Genomic DNA, 15,541 nt, shown 5'->3' with positions numbered 1-15,541 from the left:
AAAGGCGGTGCTACCTGGCAGCCTGCAAGACACCCTTGCTACTCGCCGCGATTAATTCGAGCGCAGGAGCCAGCTCTTCGCGGGGAAGCCAACGCGAAAGGATTTCCTCGTAGTCCTTAGGATCATGAGCGCGCGGTGGTCTCGGAATGTCAGGAACGGACCGACTGAAGCGCGGAGCCGGCGCGGGCTGAACGACCCCCGCAACCTCGATCAGCGTCTTTCTCGCCTTCAATTGAGGATGGCTGGCCGCCTCCTCCATCGTCAACACCGGTGCGAAACAGGCATCCGTGTTCTCGAGAAGATTTCGCCAATGTTGGCTCGATTTCTTTACGAAAGTATCGGCGAGGACGGTGCGGAGTTCCCCCCATCGCCGCTTGTCCTTCTTCAGCTCGATCGTCGACGCCGGCAGATCGATGAGTTGCACAAGTTCAAGAAAGAACTTGTCTTCGATCGGTGCGACCGAGATAAACTGATCGTCTGCGCACCTATAGACGTCGTAGAATGGCGCACCGGAGTCCAAGATGTTGTCTCCGCGCCTCTCCGTCCAGAGCCCGGCGGCCTTCATTCCGAAGAATTGCGTCATCATCGATGCAACCCCATCTACGATTCCCGCATCGACGACCTGCCCCTTCCCGGACCGCCTGGCCTCAATCACTGCAGCTAGAATGCCGAGCGCTAGGAAGAGACCTCCTCCGGCAAAATCGCCGACTACGTTCAGCGGAGGCGTGGGCGGAGCGCCAGCGCGACCCATGGCTGCAAGTGCTCCGGTGATGGCAACATAATTCAGATCGTGCCCCGCGTACTTGGAAAGGGGGCCGTCTTGTCCCCATCCGGTAACTCGTCCGTATACGAGAGCCGGATTTCGCTCCATGCACTCGGTCGGCCCAAGTCCAAGCCGCTCTGTCACCCCTGGACGAAATCCTTCGATCAGCACGTCCGACTGTTGCACCAACCGCAACACCAATTCGATCGAGCGCTTCGACTTGAGGTCGAGCGCCACAGTGTCTCGGTTCCGCATGATCAGATTGAACTCGATCGGCCGTTCCACGCCGAGCCCGCTAGGCTCGAGCCGGTCAATTCGAAGGACGGAAGCTCCCAGGTCGGCAAGCAACATGCCACACATCGGGGCCGGTCCTATGCCCGCCAATTCGACGATCTTCAGTCCACCAAGCGGGCCCATTTGCCACCCATGCTCACCAGCACATCCACCTTCATTCGTCCTGTGGCAGCGACAGTCATTTTTTGACTGTGCGCCAATTTCGCCTCCGCCACTAACTGCCGTTTTCGTTGTGAACGAGAGGGAAGAACAAATCCTTCCAATTGGTCGACTTTTGCTTCACGCCGCCCGCAAAGAGCATGAACTCAGCAACCTTTTGCAGACCGCGCGGCGCGACCTGGAAGTTGATCTCCTTGTCCTTCAAGAAGGCGTCTTGGACCTCCGGCGTTAGCTTCTCGTTCGTCACGGCGATGTAGTCCGCCAGCGCAGCCTTCCGATCATTGTTCGCCATGGCCGACGCCTCCTTGAGGGCGTCAAAGACGGCTTTCACGACCTTAGGATTCTGTTCGTAGAATTTAGTCGTCGTATTGATCGTAATGAGGGTCGACTGTCCGCCCCACACGTCGTAGGAGCTCAAGACCTTATGGATCTGCGGGGCCTGAAGCTCCATGTATGAATAAGGAGCGGCCGTGAAGTGAGCGTTGACTTCGCTCTTCCCGGATAGAAGCGCGGTCGCAGCATCGGGGTGCGCCATAGCGACCACATTGGAATCGAACTTGGTCACAGCATCCTTGCCAAACTGCTGGACAGCTGCCGCCTTCAGCGTAACAGCCTGCATTGAACCCAGCGCAATGGCGGGCATCGCGATACGATCAGTTGCGCTGAGATCCTTCAGAGACTTAAACGATGGATTCCTGGACGTCAGAATCATCGGCACTTCGCTGACGGCGGCAATGCCCTTGACTGCGAGATTGCTGTGGGTCCGGTCCCAAAGAAGTACGAGCGGCCCGGTACCTGTGGCTGAGATGTCGATCGCCCCGGATAACAGCGACTCGTTGATCCCCGATGCAGATATCTGCAACCAGTTTGTCTTCAGCTCGATGTTGGCAGCTGCGGCGGCCTTTTCGACCAGCTTATGTTTCTCCATGAGGACCAACGGCAAATAGTGAAGGCCAAACTGCCGCGCCAACTTGACTTCTTTGACCTCTGCATGTGCTTGAAATGCGGTAAATGCGAAGGCCGCCGCCATCAGAGACGCTAGAATCTTCATGTTCATCCTCTCATGTCGCTCATTCTTTGGCCGGCAGGCGTCAAGCGCGCACCTGCCCCCACTTGATGACGGTCCTCTTCTCGATTTGTCGGAATATCCCGTTTTCGATGATCAGACCGACGATCATCACGGTCAGTAGTCCTGCGAAGACGCTGGGCGTTTCCAGCGAATTGCGCTTCTCGAAAATGAACCAACCGAGCCCGCCCTGCCCCGATGCAGCGCCGAAGACAAGCTCCGCAGCAATGAGCGTCCGCCAGGCGAAAGCCCAACCGATCTTTAAACCAGTAACGATTGACGGCAGCGCAGCGGGAATCAGGATGTGGAACACGAGCCTGACTCCGCGCAAACCAAATGTCTGCCCAGCCATCCGCAGAGTTTCGGACACACCCAAAAAGCCGGAATGGGCGTTCAGCGCGACCGCCCAAACTACCGAGTGCACGATGACGAAGAAGAGGCTTACATTGCCTAATCCGAACCAGAGCAGGGCCAGCGGCAGCAAAGCTATCGCCGGCATCGGGTTGAACATCGCGGTCAGGGTTGAGAGGATATCCGTGCCGATCCGAGTAGAAACGGCAAGAATCGTACACGCGGAAGCAATCGCGAGCCCGAGAAGATAGCCCACTAAGAGCGTCTTGAGAGTCACGAGAAGCCGCGCGGGAATTACCCCGCTCGAAAGGCCTTCCCCAAGCGCTCGCATGGTATCCGCAAAACTCGGGAAGAGGATCGGTACGTCGACCCGGGTCGCGTAGACTTGCCAGATGATTGCAAGAACTACGAGGACAGTGAACCTGCGTAGCAGCGTCACTTCGGCAAGCCGCGTGAACAGGGGAAGTTTCACCTCTACATCACTCGGGTCCTTGGCAGGCAACACCATAAGTTCGTACTCGTCGCGAACCGGGGGCGTTAAAACCATCGAGCTCATAGATCGATCTCCTTCCGGTACGCTTAATGCTCGAACAGCATGTCGTTGATCTTCTTGCAGAGCGCCTGAAATTCGGATCCGCCTTGGCTATCCGGACCGAACTGGTGCGCATTGAGTTCGGCGCGCACCCGGCCGGGATGCGGCGAAAGCACGAGAATCCGGCTCCCGATGAGAACCGCCTCCTCGATCGAGTGCGTCACGAAGATCAAAGTGAAGCGTGTCTTGTCCCAGAGTTGCAGAAGTTCATGCTGCATCTTCCGCCTGGTCAGGGCATCAAGCGCCGCATAAGGCTCATCCATCAGGAGGACGTCGGGCTTCATTGCCATGGCTCGCGCGATAGCAACGCGCTGCTTCATGCCACCCGAAAGCGTATGCGGATATGCATCTGCGAATTTTGTCAGCCCGACCCGCTCGATAATTTCTTCTGCAGAGCGAGCGACATCCGCGCGCTTGTTTAGCTTGAGCGGCAGCTCGATGTTTTGTCTGACGGTCTTCCACGGCAGCAATTGGTCGAATTCCTGGAAAACCATCATCCGATCGGGACCGGGCGCATCGATTTGACGGTTCTTGAGGGTCATCCTTCCTTCAACCGGTTTGATGAAGCCGGCAATCGCCTTCAGCAACGTCGACTTGCCGCAACCAGACGGCCCCAACAGAACGAAGCGATCTCCGGCATGGATATCGAAGCTAACTTGCGATGTCGCCGTAACCAGGTATTCGGTGGTCTTGTACTGGAGCGTCACCCCCGAGACCTGGAGGAGCGGCTCTTGAGGAATCTGCGCAGGGCGCGGATTCGAGACGACCTGGAGCGTCGACAGCATCACCTACTCCTATCCGACCGTCATGCGCGGCCCGATCCGCATGACGACAATTGCGTTTCCAAATCCCAGTCTTCTAAATTCCGCGTCGCCCGATTATTTTTGGGTCGCCGCGTCTCGGTCTACGTCCTTGTCTGCGGAAGGCGGCGACCGAGCAGGCCGCCTGCGACCATATTGCGCAGGATTTGGGTCGTACCCCCGCCGATGGTGAACATGCGTGCATCCCGCGCCATTCGTTCGAGCGGCAGATCGCGGCCATACCCGGCGGCGCCGTGCAGCTGTAGGGCATCGTTCGTCACCTTGATGGCGCCCTCCGCGGTGAATATCTTGGCCTGCGCCGATGCCGTGACATCCGGCCACGGATTCGCATTACGCGCCGTGTCCTGGATCAGGAGTCGCGAGGCGCGTAGCGTGATCGCCATGTCTGCCAGCATCCATTGCACGCCTTGGAACTCGGAGATCGTCCGTCCGAACTGCTCGCGCTCGTCGACATAGGCCAAAGAGGCGTCGTACGCGCCCTGAGCAATTCCGAGCGCCACCGAGGCCGCGCCAATGCGCTGCGAGTTATACGCCTGCATGATTTGTCCGAAGCCCTTCTTCAACCCTGCGGGCGGGACGAGCAAAGCATCGGCGGGGACTTCACAGTCTTCCAGGTGCAACGTTCCTTCCGGAATTGCACGCAGGCCCATTGCAGGAAGGCGCTTGCCGACACGAAAGCCCGGATGTCCAGCTTCGATCATGAACGAGCCGATACCTTGGTAGGTTTCGCCGTCATAGACCTGGGCGAGCACGAGATAGAGCCGCGTGATGCCCGCGCCGGTGATCCAGTGCTTCGTCCCATTGAGAATGTAGCTATTGCCCCGGCGTACAGCCTTGGTGGTCATGTTGACCGCATCGGAGCCGGCTTGCGGTTCCGAAAAGCAGATCGCCGGCTTGTCGGCGTCGAGAATAAGTTCCGACGCGCGGCGTTTCTGCGTCTCCGTGCCGTATGCCATGATAGCGGGGACGGCACCCATATTGGTGTCAACGACAATTCTGCCGGAAATCCCGCAGGCCTTGGCCGCCTCCTCGACGGCAATGGTCACGCCAAGGAAGTCGACGTCGCGGCCTCCGTAGGCCTTCGGCATCGTCATCCCCGCGATGCCGATATCTCGGAGCGCGCGGGCATGGGCATATGGGTATTCTTCAGTTCTATCGATCTCTGCTGCCGCTGGCCTGAGCACGCTATCGGCAAGATGCTTGACGCGCTCTCGGATCTCCTCGTGCGAAAACACACAAGAACTGACAGAAACTGTCATCTGGTTCCTTCCTGAGCGCGCCCGTAAGCAGCTGATGTTCGTTGCACTATCGCTAACCGAATTGACATCATGCATAAAGTGCAATATTTGCAGGTCATTTGTTGCGATCTCTGCAACTCCGAGAAATCGTTGAGGATCTTGCAAGGATGGATAAGCGGTCGTTGGAATCCTTCGTTGCCGTCTACCGATCGGGCTCACTCGTGGAGGCAGCCGAGCGCCTCAACATCTCGCAGTCGGCGTTGTCGCGACGCATCACCGAGTTCCAGCACAAGCTGGGCCTGCCTCTCTTCGAATCCTCTGGACGGGGATTGGCGGCGACGAGCGAGGCCCAGAATCTGCTCCCCCTCGCCTTGGCGGCGTTGGAAGGAATTACGGCGCTGGAGGCCGCCGCACGCGTGAACGGTGTGCGCCCAGCGATTCACCTAACCGTAGCGGCGACGGCCCATATGATCGAGACGGTAGTAGCGGATTGTATCGCCGAATTCGTGCGAACTCATCCGAACGTCAGGATAGGTCTTCTAGAAGCCGGCGGGGTCGAGATTGAAGATCTCATTTTGAGTGGCAAAGCTTCCCTCGGCATCACCGCCCGCCCTCGCTTTGATACCGGGCTTATCGATCGTCCGATTGTGCGCTTGAATATTCTCGCCGGCTCCTCGGAGCCCTTCACTCCTGGCGAGGTTAAAAACGGCATTGAACTTAGAGCACTCTGTCGGCGGGACTTACTAATTCTCGACCGACGCTATCAGTCTCGCTTAACTCTCGACGCCGCATTACGGCTTCTACAACTAACGCCGAACATTATGCACGAGGGCAGTTCCGCCAGCGTCATCCTCGCTTTGGCTCGCGTCGGCCTCGGTACAGCGGTCATGCCATCGAGCACTCGGACGGATCTCTATACGACGAAGATCACGGCAAACGGTGTTGCTCTCGGCATGGATCTAACCGCGATTTGGGACCCGACTATGCGCTGGAGGACCGAAGTGGAAGAACTTGCCAATTCTCTCAGACAGTCCTTCTCGAACCGCCATCCGTCACGCCGCTCGCCTACAACAAGGCGCACGACGCGCAAGCCTTGATCGCTCCGTGAGCTAGCTACGATCGGGCGTAACTATCACTCCCGGAGGAGCCTTCCAAGCTTTGGGAACGCCATCTCTGGAGCCTGAGCTACCTGCTGCCTCCAGCGGAGGCGCCTTGGCCCGCCCGAAGGAAAAGATATGCAGTGCGCAAGAGAATCAACGCGCCTGCTTCTCAATCGACTGCTGCATTTCTTCGCTTGCCCGGCGCACGCAAGAACATTGAACATTGGAGTTGAAGACATTTTCCGCGACTCTTGAATCCGGATCGACTAACCTGACGGGATTGCACAAGCTTCAAAGCAATCGGACCTGGATCGCCACATGGATGAATTTCATCTGCTCTCTAACCGCTTCGGCCCCGAGGCCGCGGATCTGGAGCTCGAAGACGGCGCGCCTGCCGTTCACAAACAATTGGTCAAGCGCGGCTCTGTTCGGAAATTTCGTCCAGAACAAATCCCTGATCATGTCCTGAGGCGACTTTGCGCGCTCGCGCTATGTGCCCCAACCAAGAGCGATTTGCAGCAACGCGATATCATCATTATCGATTCGCCTGCCTTGCGATCCGAAATCTGCGTGCTTTTGGCAAGCGGCCGCCTGGGCCAGAACTGGCTCGAGGAAGTCCCGAACCTTCTGATCTTCTGCGGCAACAATCGGCGGCAGCGGCGCCTCCATGCGCTGAGGGCTAGGCCCTTTGTCAACGACCATTTGGATGCCTTCTTCAATGCCACAGTCGATGCCGCGATAGCACTCTCATCGTTTGTGGTCGCGGCGGAAGCAGAAGGCCTTGGCGTCTGCCCCATCAGCGCGGTGCGCAATCACCCGGACCGGCTCGCAGAGTTGCTGAATCTACCCGAACACGTCTTTCCCGTGGCAGGCCTAGCCGTCGGGTATCCAGATGACCAGCCACCAAGGAGTCTGCGGCTACCTCTGCCCGTTACTATTCATCACAACACCTATACCGACGATACACTCGACGCCGCGATCGAGGAATACGATCGACGCAGGTCGGCCGACCAGCCTTATGTAACGCAACGATACGTCAACGAACTCGGCCGGTCCGAGAGCTACGGCTGGTCCGAGGACAAGGCGCGGCAATACGCGTTTCCGGAGCGCCAAGACTTTGGCGCCTACGTCAAGCGCATCGGTTTCAAGCTAGACTAATCGGCCGACACGTGACACTGCGCGGAGAATTGACACGGTGTTTCGACGCCGAACTATCCAACAGGCAGACCTGCGCCGCGCGCTAAGCTGGTGACGGCCTCACCCGGGTGGTCCCTGCCCCTCAGCTCCCCTTTGTGTCGTGGACATAGGTGAAGAAGAGGTCCTTCCAATTGCTGGTCGTGTCATTGATCAGCCCCGCGGCGTGCATTCCATTCAGAAAGACCAGCAGCTTCTGAGGCTCGGTCGTCCACTTGTTTTCCGGATTCTTGATGATTGCCTCAGCATCCTCTTCCGAGAGCTTGAGGCGGTCCCCCTTGATCCAGAGGCTCGCGGCAGCCTTCGGATCGGAGTTGATCAAACTGATGCTCTCCTTGAGCGCCGCATAGAACGCCGCAACGATCTTCGGGTTCTCGCTTACGAACTTGTCCGTCGCCCAAACGACGCTGAATGTATGAGGTCCGTCAAGGACCTCATAACTGTCGAGAACTCGATGCGCCCTGGGATCCTTGAGCTCCATCTCCTGAAACGGAGACGATCCGAAATGCGAAGTGATGCCTGCCTTACCACCCAGCATCGCAACCTGAGCGTCGGGATGACTCAAGGAGACTGTCAGCGGATCGAGCTTGGTCGCCTGCCCCTTCCCGAACTGCTTCTCGGCAGCCATCTGCAACGTGATCGCCTGAATCGAGGTTTTCACCGTCGGCATCGCAATCTTGTCTGCGGCACCGAAGTCCGGGAGCGACTTCACCTTTGGGTTGACAGTTACGAGGTACAGAGGCAGCGAAGCCATCGCCGAGATGCCTCTGATCTTGTAGTTCTTCAATGTCCGCGACCAAATCGTAAGCATAGGGCCGACACCGCCCGACGCTACGTCGAGGTTGCCAGAGAGAAGCGCCTCGTTCATCCCCGAGCCAGCGGAAAACTGGAGCCACTCCGTTTTGACGGTTTGACCGCTCTTGGCCGCCTCCTTTTCGAGAAGCTGCTCTTCCTGCATGATGGTCAGCGGCAGATAGGCTAGGCCATATTGTTTGGCGAGACGTATCGTCGAAACTTCCGCCCTTGAAACGTTTGGCGTCAGCACGCTCGCCAGAGCGAGCGCGACAAGCGCCAGGTAGCTGGATTTCACTGTTTGTCCTCCCATTCGTGTCGCCTCTCGCTTAGTCGTGAAGAATGCCAACGCCATGCCCGGCCCGGACGGCCTCCATTTGTGCGACCACGCTTCCGCATTCGTATCGACGTGACATCAGCCGACCGAGAACAGAGGCGTAATCCAGAGCGCGACTGTAAGCAAAATCCTCGACATGCGTTACGAACAAGCGGCCGGCCAATTCGGCCTGGCTGGCGATGGGTCCCTCGCGCTCGAGGTAGCTCTCTGCGGCGTAGACGCTCAACGTGTAATCCGTCAGCTTCGACAGGATAAGCCGCCCCTGCTTGGGACGATCCAACGTAATCGCGATGTCCGCCTCGCGCCGGGACAGCGAAAATGTTCGAGGCAACGGAACGAGCTGAACCACCAGCTTTGAATGGCTCGCAGCGAGCGCTCCGAGACGATCCGCGAGAAAGTAGTTTCCCAAGCCGTCGGGGGCGCCGACGCGCACGGTGCCAGTGATCGCCTCCGTGGCTCCTCCAATGCTGGAGCCGACTCTCAGAAACTCACTTTCGGCGCGCTCGGCGGCAGCGACCAACGCTTCCCCCGCTGCGGTCAAAGTGCAGCCGGTTGTGTGTCGCTCGATCAGCCTGGCGTTCAGGCTCCGCTCGAGCGCCGTAAGCTGTCGCGCAACGGTCGCATGATTGAGCCGTAAGCTTTTCGACGCTTTCAGGATCTGTCCCGCTCTTGCGACTTCAAGAAATATCCGAACCCGTTCCCAATCCATCGACTACAATTTCCGCACAACGGAGCCGCGAATTCGGCCGTTGAAGTGCGATTTTAGGCGCTCCATACCCAAACGATCAAGCTTCGTTTGGAGAAACAAGACCATGCAGGCGACCATTCCGAATTTCATCAATGGTGAGTTGGTGCCAAGCCAGGGCCCCCGCACCACGGCCGTTTACAATCCGGCCACCGGCGAACAATCGGGAATTCTGGGACTAGCATCAGCACAAGATGTTCGATCCGCGGTGATCGCTGCTCGGAAGGCATTCCCGGCTTGGGCGAATACACCTCCTCTACGACGCGCTCGCATCGACCCCGATCGCCCGCTACATTTACGAGACGGCGACCCAGCACGGAAAGCGATGCCAGGCGCTTGGCGGCGCGAAGAACCATATGATCGTCATGCCAGATGCCGACATGGATCAGGCTGTCGACGCGCTGATGGGGGCGGCCTATGGCTCCGCCGGCGAGCGCTGCATGGCAATCTCGGTGGCGGTGCCGATCGGCGACACCACCGCCGACAGATTGATCGAAAAGCTCGCGCCAAAGGTCCGCGCTCTGAATATCGGTCCGGGGACGGACTCTGAAGCCGAGATGGGCCCCTTGGTGACCAAGCAGCACCTCGACAAGGTCCGCGGATACATTGATGCTGGCGTCGACGAAGGTGCAAAGCTTGTCGTCGACGGCCGGGATTTCCGGCGTCAGGGGTATGAAAAGGGATACTTCATCGGCGGATCACTCTTCGACAACGTCACGACCGATATGAAGATCTACCAAGAGGAGATCTTTGGACCTGTGCTCGCCATCGCACGCGCCAGGTCATATGACGAAGCAGCCGAGATGATCAACGAGCACGAGTTCGGCAACGGCACTGCCATTTTCACGCGAGACGGCGATGCGGCCCGTGAATTCGCGCATCAGATTCAGGTGGGCATGGTCGGCATTAACGTGCCAATCCCCGTGCCAATGGCATTTCACTCCTTCGGTGGCTGGAAGGCATCTCTCTTCGGCGATCATCACATGCATGGTCCCGAGGGGGTACGTTTCTATACCAAGCTCAAGACCATCACCACGCGGTGGCCCACCGGCATACGATCGGGTGCCGAGTTCGTTATGCCAACGATGCGTTGATCTCACGGCGGGCGAAGATCGCATCGGTCTTCGCCTAGCCTTTCGGCCGAGTAGTGAGAGGCCCCTCAACAGAGCATCAGGGGAGTTCAGCGCGCATCTTCGTTGCGAACTCGCCATACGTCTCGGCAAGCTCATCGAGCATCTTGCCCCGCAGCAAGCCCAATGTTGATGCATCGGGCGGTGCCGTTCGACCAGGTCGATCCGCGTGCTGGAACTTGAAGCCGGTCGAAGCCTTGATTTCATCGAGATCGTATCCGGGGTGAATGCTGTCGAGAATGAATCCCGGATGCGACTTGTCGAAGCGAAAGAGGCCCTTGCCTGTTAGCAGTGCGATCGGCCCCCCACTTCTGAAGACCCCCCTTTCGCTCACGCCGGGTGCGCTCACAAAATCAACTTTGTCGACGAGAACGCGCGGCGAATGTTCCTCGCGGAAGAGTATGACCCGAGGAACGACAAAATACAGATATGCCGACCCGAAAGATCCGGGCCAGCGCACGTCCGACTGCGGATAGCCGCCCGCGCCCACGAGGTTGACGTTGCCGACCCCATCGATTTGGCCGCCGCCAAGGAAGAACGCATCAATGCGTCCCTGCGCTGCGCAATCGAACAGCTCGGCCGAGCCGTTGGTGAAGAAGTTGTGTTCAACGGAGCCCAGTACCGAAATGCGGGGGACAGGCTCTCCCTTGGCAGCCTTCATTGCGCGCAAGAGCATGGCCCCAGCGGCGGGGATCGGCGACGAGGCGCCTACAGCTACGTGTTTGACGCCGTCCAATAGCTGCGCGATGGCGTAGATCAGTATCTCGCGGGGATGGATGGCAGTCATGATACTGTCTCCGACCCGACGTCAGCCATGTATCTGGAGAACCCCTCGGCCGTTCGCGCCGCCTTCGCATAGCGATTGAGTTCTGTCACGTCCGAGGGATATTCGCCCCACAAGCCGTATGGCCATGCGCCTCGCGAGGCCTGTCCGACAGCCCCAATGTAGAGGGCTGGCAACACACCTGCCGCCGTCAGCTCATCCGCCAGTAGATTCTCCTCCACGATGCGCTCAACTGTGACTAATGTCGTCGTTGACGCATAGGCCATGGCTGCGAGCTCGCGACGACGACCGATCCAGACGTTCCCGAAACGGTCAGCCATCGGAGCGTGAAAGACAGCTACGTCTGGCTTGATGGCTGGGATCAGGACAATCGGATCGGCGGTATCAGCAAGCGGATTGTCGAGGACGCGCCAGTCTTCCCGGTGCCGAAGCAGGTCCGTGCCGATCAGCCCCCGCATCGGCAGAAATGGAATGCCTTTCTGTGCAGCCATCAAGCCGGCATGAATCGCCGGACACGTCGCGTCCTTCAGGCGAATCGAGCCGTCCTTCACGGCGGCATTGAATCGAGGCGCGCCGCCTGCCTCCCCCAATGAGACAGCGCTCGTCTCGACCGTCCCGACCAGGCCGGCTCCGATGAGTTGATCAACTTGCAGGCCTCCAGTCGGCACACAGACCAGATGAAGGTCATTCGCACCCCGCCGGATCATTTCGCGCGTCATGGCCATCGATACGCCGGCGTAGTCTACCGGCAGCGCGATGGTCATTCCACGCTCGATACATTTCGCCATTTCGCCAAGAGAGCTCGCCAAAGATGCCTCCGCTTGCTTCACAGTAGGTACGTCGTACGGGACGTTGTCGGCGAGCGACCAATCATCGGCCAAGGTCACCCCAGGTCACGCCAATGCAGCGTACAAATTGCAATCAGCGCCGAGTGAGCCGGCACTGATCACTGCGCTAAGCGGCGACTACCCGCAATGATCTGCGCAGACCTTCGAGACAGCTCGCGCTTCTACGCGCGCGACGCCATCGATCCTTGCAGTCTGGCCAGCTTGTATTCGCTCTCGTGGCTGCCTGGCTTCAAGAGGCTGCGCTCCTGGAGCAGGCTCTGGGCGAGTGGCAGCTTGTTCGCGCGAAGAGCCGCCTCAAGAAGGTACTGATCGAAGATGTCGCGCTGAGCGTGACTTGCACCGATCGGACCAGTGACGTGACGCAGCGGCAGAATTCCGCCCACGACATCGTCATATCGACCTTGCTCGAATGCAATGATACTCTCACAGAGCGGAACGCCGAGCCTACGGATAACGCCGCTTGCGTAGCGGGTCTCGTCGCCGGCATAGTTCTTCATCGATTCGATTACCTTCTGGGCCGCCTCGAAGCGACGCTCATGTGCCAACGACATCACACAATGAACATCGGTAAAGATCAGCGCATGATCATCGATGTGCGTCTCGGCGTGATCGGCGAGAGCCCCCCATCGGTTCCCGACATCGACACCACAGAACTCGAGCCGGGCGAGAAGAGACGCGGCGTTCTGAATATCGAGATAGAAGTCGGATTTGTCGCCTTTGATGGCCTCATCATAGAGCTGCAGCGCGCCATCGAGACGTCCCGCGTCGATGTTGAACAATGCCTTGTGCCACCACAGGTGACGACGAAACGGATTTCTATCGTTCCACTGGTCGAGAGGATGATTGAGCCATTTCAGCCCCTCGCCGTGACGACTTTGCATCTCCAGCACGTGCGCGACGGCATGCAATGCCCATAAGTCGTCTGGGCAGATCTCGACGGCCTCGCGTCCACAACGTTCGGCGTTCGCGTATTCACCGTTCTCCTCAAAGCCAAACGCAAGCATGCCCAGAACGTTACCGTAGCCGGGCATGTCTTTGCTCCAACTCGCCAGCACGGATGCAGGGACCGCGCGCAGAGCGCGGGTCTGCCCCATCCAGAAGCAGTTGAAGTGATGAAGCCGCAAGGCAAGAAGGTCGTGGGGGTGCTCGAAAAGAATTTGCTCCCAGCAGGTGTTGGCGGCCATAAGATCGCCGGCAATCCAGAGGCCCAACGCTTCGACGTGGCGTCGCTCGCGGGTGTTTGCATTGCCTAGGGTCGATTGAGCATCCTTGAAAGCAGCACGCGCCTTGTCCATGACCAAGAACGTGCCGAAGACCATGAAGAAATAGCCACGCAAGCAATGCGCCAGGCAGAACTGCGGATCGGCATCCAACGCTTCCTTTGTCAGGGGCATTGCCGTCGTCCGGTACTCGAGAAAGCTCTTGACCGCCCGATTGTAGGAAGTCACTGCGGCCTCGTTCTGGCTGCTAAGTTCCAAACCTCGATCGTCGAACATAGGACCTCTAACTCAGTCGTTTCTGTTGAAGATAGTCGCTGCCAACGTTCGAGGCCCTTCCGCCTCGGGCGCGACAGGCACAAAGTGAAAGGGATTCTCAAACAAACAGGCGGCAGCGCGCTTCCGGATTAGCTCGGAGACGGCCCTACGAAGTTATTGCTTGTGCGCACGATCTCCCGCACGTCGCGCGCAAATCTGCACTTCGCTGCCTGTTCCCGGGATTGCATTTGCGACGCTCATTCGTTTGCGGTTGGAGCGCCCCTATTTCGCGCCATTTGCCAACTTAAGCAAACGAGATAAATTCACGCGGTAGTTAAAAAATAATGAAGTCAAGATGGCGGCCGGCCACCGTGCAGAGATAAGTTGCTCGGCGGCATCGGGCTCTCTCGTCCGACTGCATTCGCCATTGAAACGAGCAGCCTGAGAGCTCATTCGGCGTACTCTAACGGTCGCTTACGCCGAGGCAGCGTGGCCGTGGCTTATCATTTGTGCGATCGTCTCGCTCGAATATCCAAGAACCTCAGACAAGACTTGGCGAGTGTGTTCACCCAGCGCCGGAGCGGGAGACTGCTTCCCAGCGTTCACATTGATTGGGAGAGTTTGTGGCATTCTTACCGAGCCCAAGATCGGGTCGTCGACAGCGTGCAAATCTCTGGCGCTCAGATGTTCGTTGCTGGCCATATCCTCAATAGATTGGATCGGCCCGACGCCAAGTGATTTCGATTCGAAAGCTGCGGTAACGGTTGTCCGATCTCTTTCCCTTATCCAGGTCGCGACCCAAGCCTCAATCTCGTCGCGATGAGCGGTGCGCTGCGAAAGGGTCGCGAATCTGGCGTCGGAAGCCCAATCAGGACGGCCGACCAATGCCGCACAGCGCGCGAATTGTTCGTCATTCTGAACGGAAAGACATATCCATTTGTCGTCCGCCGTCTTGAAATGCCCCGTTGGGGCCCCACCAAGACTATGATTGCCGTCTCGCTGCCAGGCCTCTCCAGTGGCTTCATAGTAGGAAATGAGCGGCGCAATCATTCGGAACGCGACGTCATAGAGCGCTACATCGACCGACGACATCGGCTCCATTCCGCCCTTTCGTTGATAGAGCGCCAAGACCGCGCCGAACGCGCCAAGCACCCCCGTCATGAAGTCGCAGACTGGGACGGCACCGCCTGCCCTCATGGGCGGTCCATCGCGTTCACCCGTCAGGTTGCTCAGTCCGCAAAATCCCTGCGCGACTGGATCGTATCCACCCCGCCTTGAATTGGGTCCAATTCGGCCGAACGCAGAAACATGCACGACGATCAATCTCGGATTCAACGACTTGAGCGCTTCGTCGCTGAGGCCAATTTTATCCAGTACGCCGGGCCGCAGGCTATCGATGAGCACGTCACCGGTCTTCAAGAGATCCCGCAAGATAGAAAGGCCACCGTCGCGGGTAATGTCGAGTACGACCGACTTCTTATTTCGGCTGTTTACCTGCCAAAATGCACTGGTTCCATTGACCATGGGTCCAAACTGCCGAAGTACGTCGCCTCGTCCTGGCCGCTCGATCTTGATGACCTCTGCTCCGTTGTCAGCAAGTAACGTCCCCACGAAAGGTCCAGCTATGAGCTCCCCTAGCTCAATCACACGCGTCCCGGCGAGCGGCTTTGCGAAGGAAGTCGTCATGATGGAAGTGTCCCACTTAAAATGCGACGCGTCGATTACACGACGCTTTCGAAAAGAGCCCGGCATGTACATTTGCACACGCCGGGCTCGAGTAGCGGGCCTGCGAGCCCCTGATCCGACCGGGAGGACGGCCGAATAACGTATCGCCGCTTTCGAGCGAGCGGCA

Annotated in this window: 13 protein-coding genes and 2 pseudogenes; 4 read left to right on the top strand and 11 right to left on the bottom strand. The window is 58.4% G+C overall.

All coding sequences use genetic code 11. The features are described from left to right. Positions 1-10: 10 nt before the first annotated feature. The 5 genes from NLM31_RS05820 to NLM31_RS05800 all read right to left on the bottom strand — a co-directional run bounded on the left by NLM31_RS05820 (position 11) and on the right by NLM31_RS05800 (position 5,305). Complete coding sequence (locus NLM31_RS05820; RefSeq protein WP_256561068.1) at positions 11-1,180, bottom strand: CaiB/BaiF CoA-transferase family protein; 1,170 nt, start codon at positions 1,178-1,180, stop codon at positions 11-13. A gap of 91 nt (positions 1,181-1,271) precedes the next feature. After that, positions 1,272-2,267, bottom strand: a complete 996-nt coding sequence (locus tag NLM31_RS05815; protein ID WP_254191750.1) for an ABC transporter substrate-binding protein — start codon at positions 2,265-2,267, stop codon at positions 1,272-1,274. A 40-nt stretch (positions 2,268-2,307) separates the two neighbouring features. After that, positions 2,308-3,141 carry an ABC transporter permease gene (locus NLM31_RS05810; protein ID WP_375143625.1) on the bottom strand — a complete coding sequence of 278 codons (834 nt, stop codon included), beginning with the start codon at positions 3,139-3,141 and terminating at the stop codon, positions 2,308-2,310. A gap of 71 nt (positions 3,142-3,212) precedes the next feature. Further along, positions 3,213-4,010 (bottom strand): ABC transporter ATP-binding protein, encoded by a 798-nt coding sequence (locus NLM31_RS05805; RefSeq protein WP_254128408.1) that lies wholly within the window; start codon positions 4,008-4,010, stop codon positions 3,213-3,215. A gap of 119 nt (positions 4,011-4,129) precedes the next feature. Further along, positions 4,130-5,305, bottom strand: a complete 1,176-nt coding sequence (locus NLM31_RS05800) for an acyl-CoA dehydrogenase family protein (RefSeq protein WP_254191749.1) — start codon at positions 5,303-5,305, stop codon at positions 4,130-4,132. A gap of 146 nt (positions 5,306-5,451) precedes the next feature. On the opposite strand from NLM31_RS05800, the gene NLM31_RS05795 reads away from it, so the two are divergent. Beyond that, positions 5,452-6,381 (top strand): LysR family transcriptional regulator, encoded by a 930-nt coding sequence (locus NLM31_RS05795; RefSeq protein ID WP_254191748.1) that lies wholly within the window; start codon positions 5,452-5,454, stop codon positions 6,379-6,381. 321 nt (positions 6,382-6,702) lie between these two features. Next, positions 6,703-7,542 carry a nitroreductase family protein gene (locus NLM31_RS05790; protein ID WP_254128405.1) on the top strand — a complete coding sequence of 280 codons (840 nt, stop codon included), beginning with the start codon at positions 6,703-6,705 and terminating at the stop codon, positions 7,540-7,542. A gap of 121 nt (positions 7,543-7,663) precedes the next feature. Here NLM31_RS05790 and NLM31_RS05785 read toward each other — a convergent pair whose 3' ends face one another. Together NLM31_RS05785 and NLM31_RS05780 are read right to left on the bottom strand one after the other, a co-directional pair. Beyond that, positions 7,664-8,668 carry an ABC transporter substrate-binding protein gene (locus NLM31_RS05785; protein ID WP_254191747.1) on the bottom strand — a complete coding sequence of 335 codons (1,005 nt, stop codon included), beginning with the start codon at positions 8,666-8,668 and terminating at the stop codon, positions 7,664-7,666. A gap of 34 nt (positions 8,669-8,702) precedes the next feature. Next, positions 8,703-9,416: pseudogene (locus tag NLM31_RS05780) on the bottom strand (LysR family transcriptional regulator); the annotation flags it as partial. A 103-nt stretch (positions 9,417-9,519) separates the two neighbouring features. Between NLM31_RS05780 and NLM31_RS43280 the strand changes: the two are divergent. Both NLM31_RS43280 and NLM31_RS05775 read left to right on the top strand, forming a co-directional pair. Beyond that, a pseudogene (locus NLM31_RS43280) lies at positions 9,520-9,666 on the top strand (hypothetical protein); the annotation flags it as partial. Position 9,667: 1 nt separating this feature from the next. Continuing rightward, positions 9,668-10,546, top strand: coding sequence for an aldehyde dehydrogenase family protein (locus NLM31_RS05775; RefSeq protein WP_375167531.1), 879 nt, complete (start codon positions 9,668-9,670; stop codon positions 10,544-10,546). 76 nt (positions 10,547-10,622) lie between these two features. Here the strand turns inward: NLM31_RS05775 and NLM31_RS05770 are convergent, their stop codons facing one another. The 4 genes from NLM31_RS05770 to NLM31_RS05755 form a co-directional block, all read right to left on the bottom strand. Next, complete coding sequence (locus NLM31_RS05770; RefSeq protein WP_254191746.1) at positions 10,623-11,369, bottom strand: CoA transferase; 747 nt, start codon at positions 11,367-11,369, stop codon at positions 10,623-10,625. After that, positions 11,366-12,154 (bottom strand): CoA transferase subunit A, encoded by a 789-nt coding sequence (locus tag NLM31_RS05765; protein ID WP_256562044.1) that lies wholly within the window; start codon positions 12,152-12,154, stop codon positions 11,366-11,368. Before NLM31_RS05765 ends, NLM31_RS05770 begins: the two co-directional genes overlap by 4 nt. Before the next feature lie 221 nt (positions 12,155-12,375). Further along, the gene (locus tag NLM31_RS05760; RefSeq protein WP_254108912.1) at positions 12,376-13,710 is read right to left on the bottom strand and encodes a tetratricopeptide repeat protein; all 1,335 of its coding nucleotides are present in this window, start codon (positions 13,708-13,710) and stop codon (positions 12,376-12,378) included. A 453-nt stretch (positions 13,711-14,163) separates the two neighbouring features. Next, positions 14,164-15,375, bottom strand: coding sequence for a CaiB/BaiF CoA-transferase family protein (locus tag NLM31_RS05755; protein WP_254191744.1), 1,212 nt, complete (start codon positions 15,373-15,375; stop codon positions 14,164-14,166). Between the last annotated feature and the right edge of the window lie 166 nt (positions 15,376-15,541).

Origin of the sequence: Bradyrhizobium sp. CCGUVB4N (genome assembly GCF_024199945.1) — a bacterium.
Classification (GTDB): Bacteria; Pseudomonadota; Alphaproteobacteria; order Rhizobiales; family Xanthobacteraceae; genus Bradyrhizobium.
This window is presented reverse-complemented; position numbering and strand designations above follow the sequence as displayed.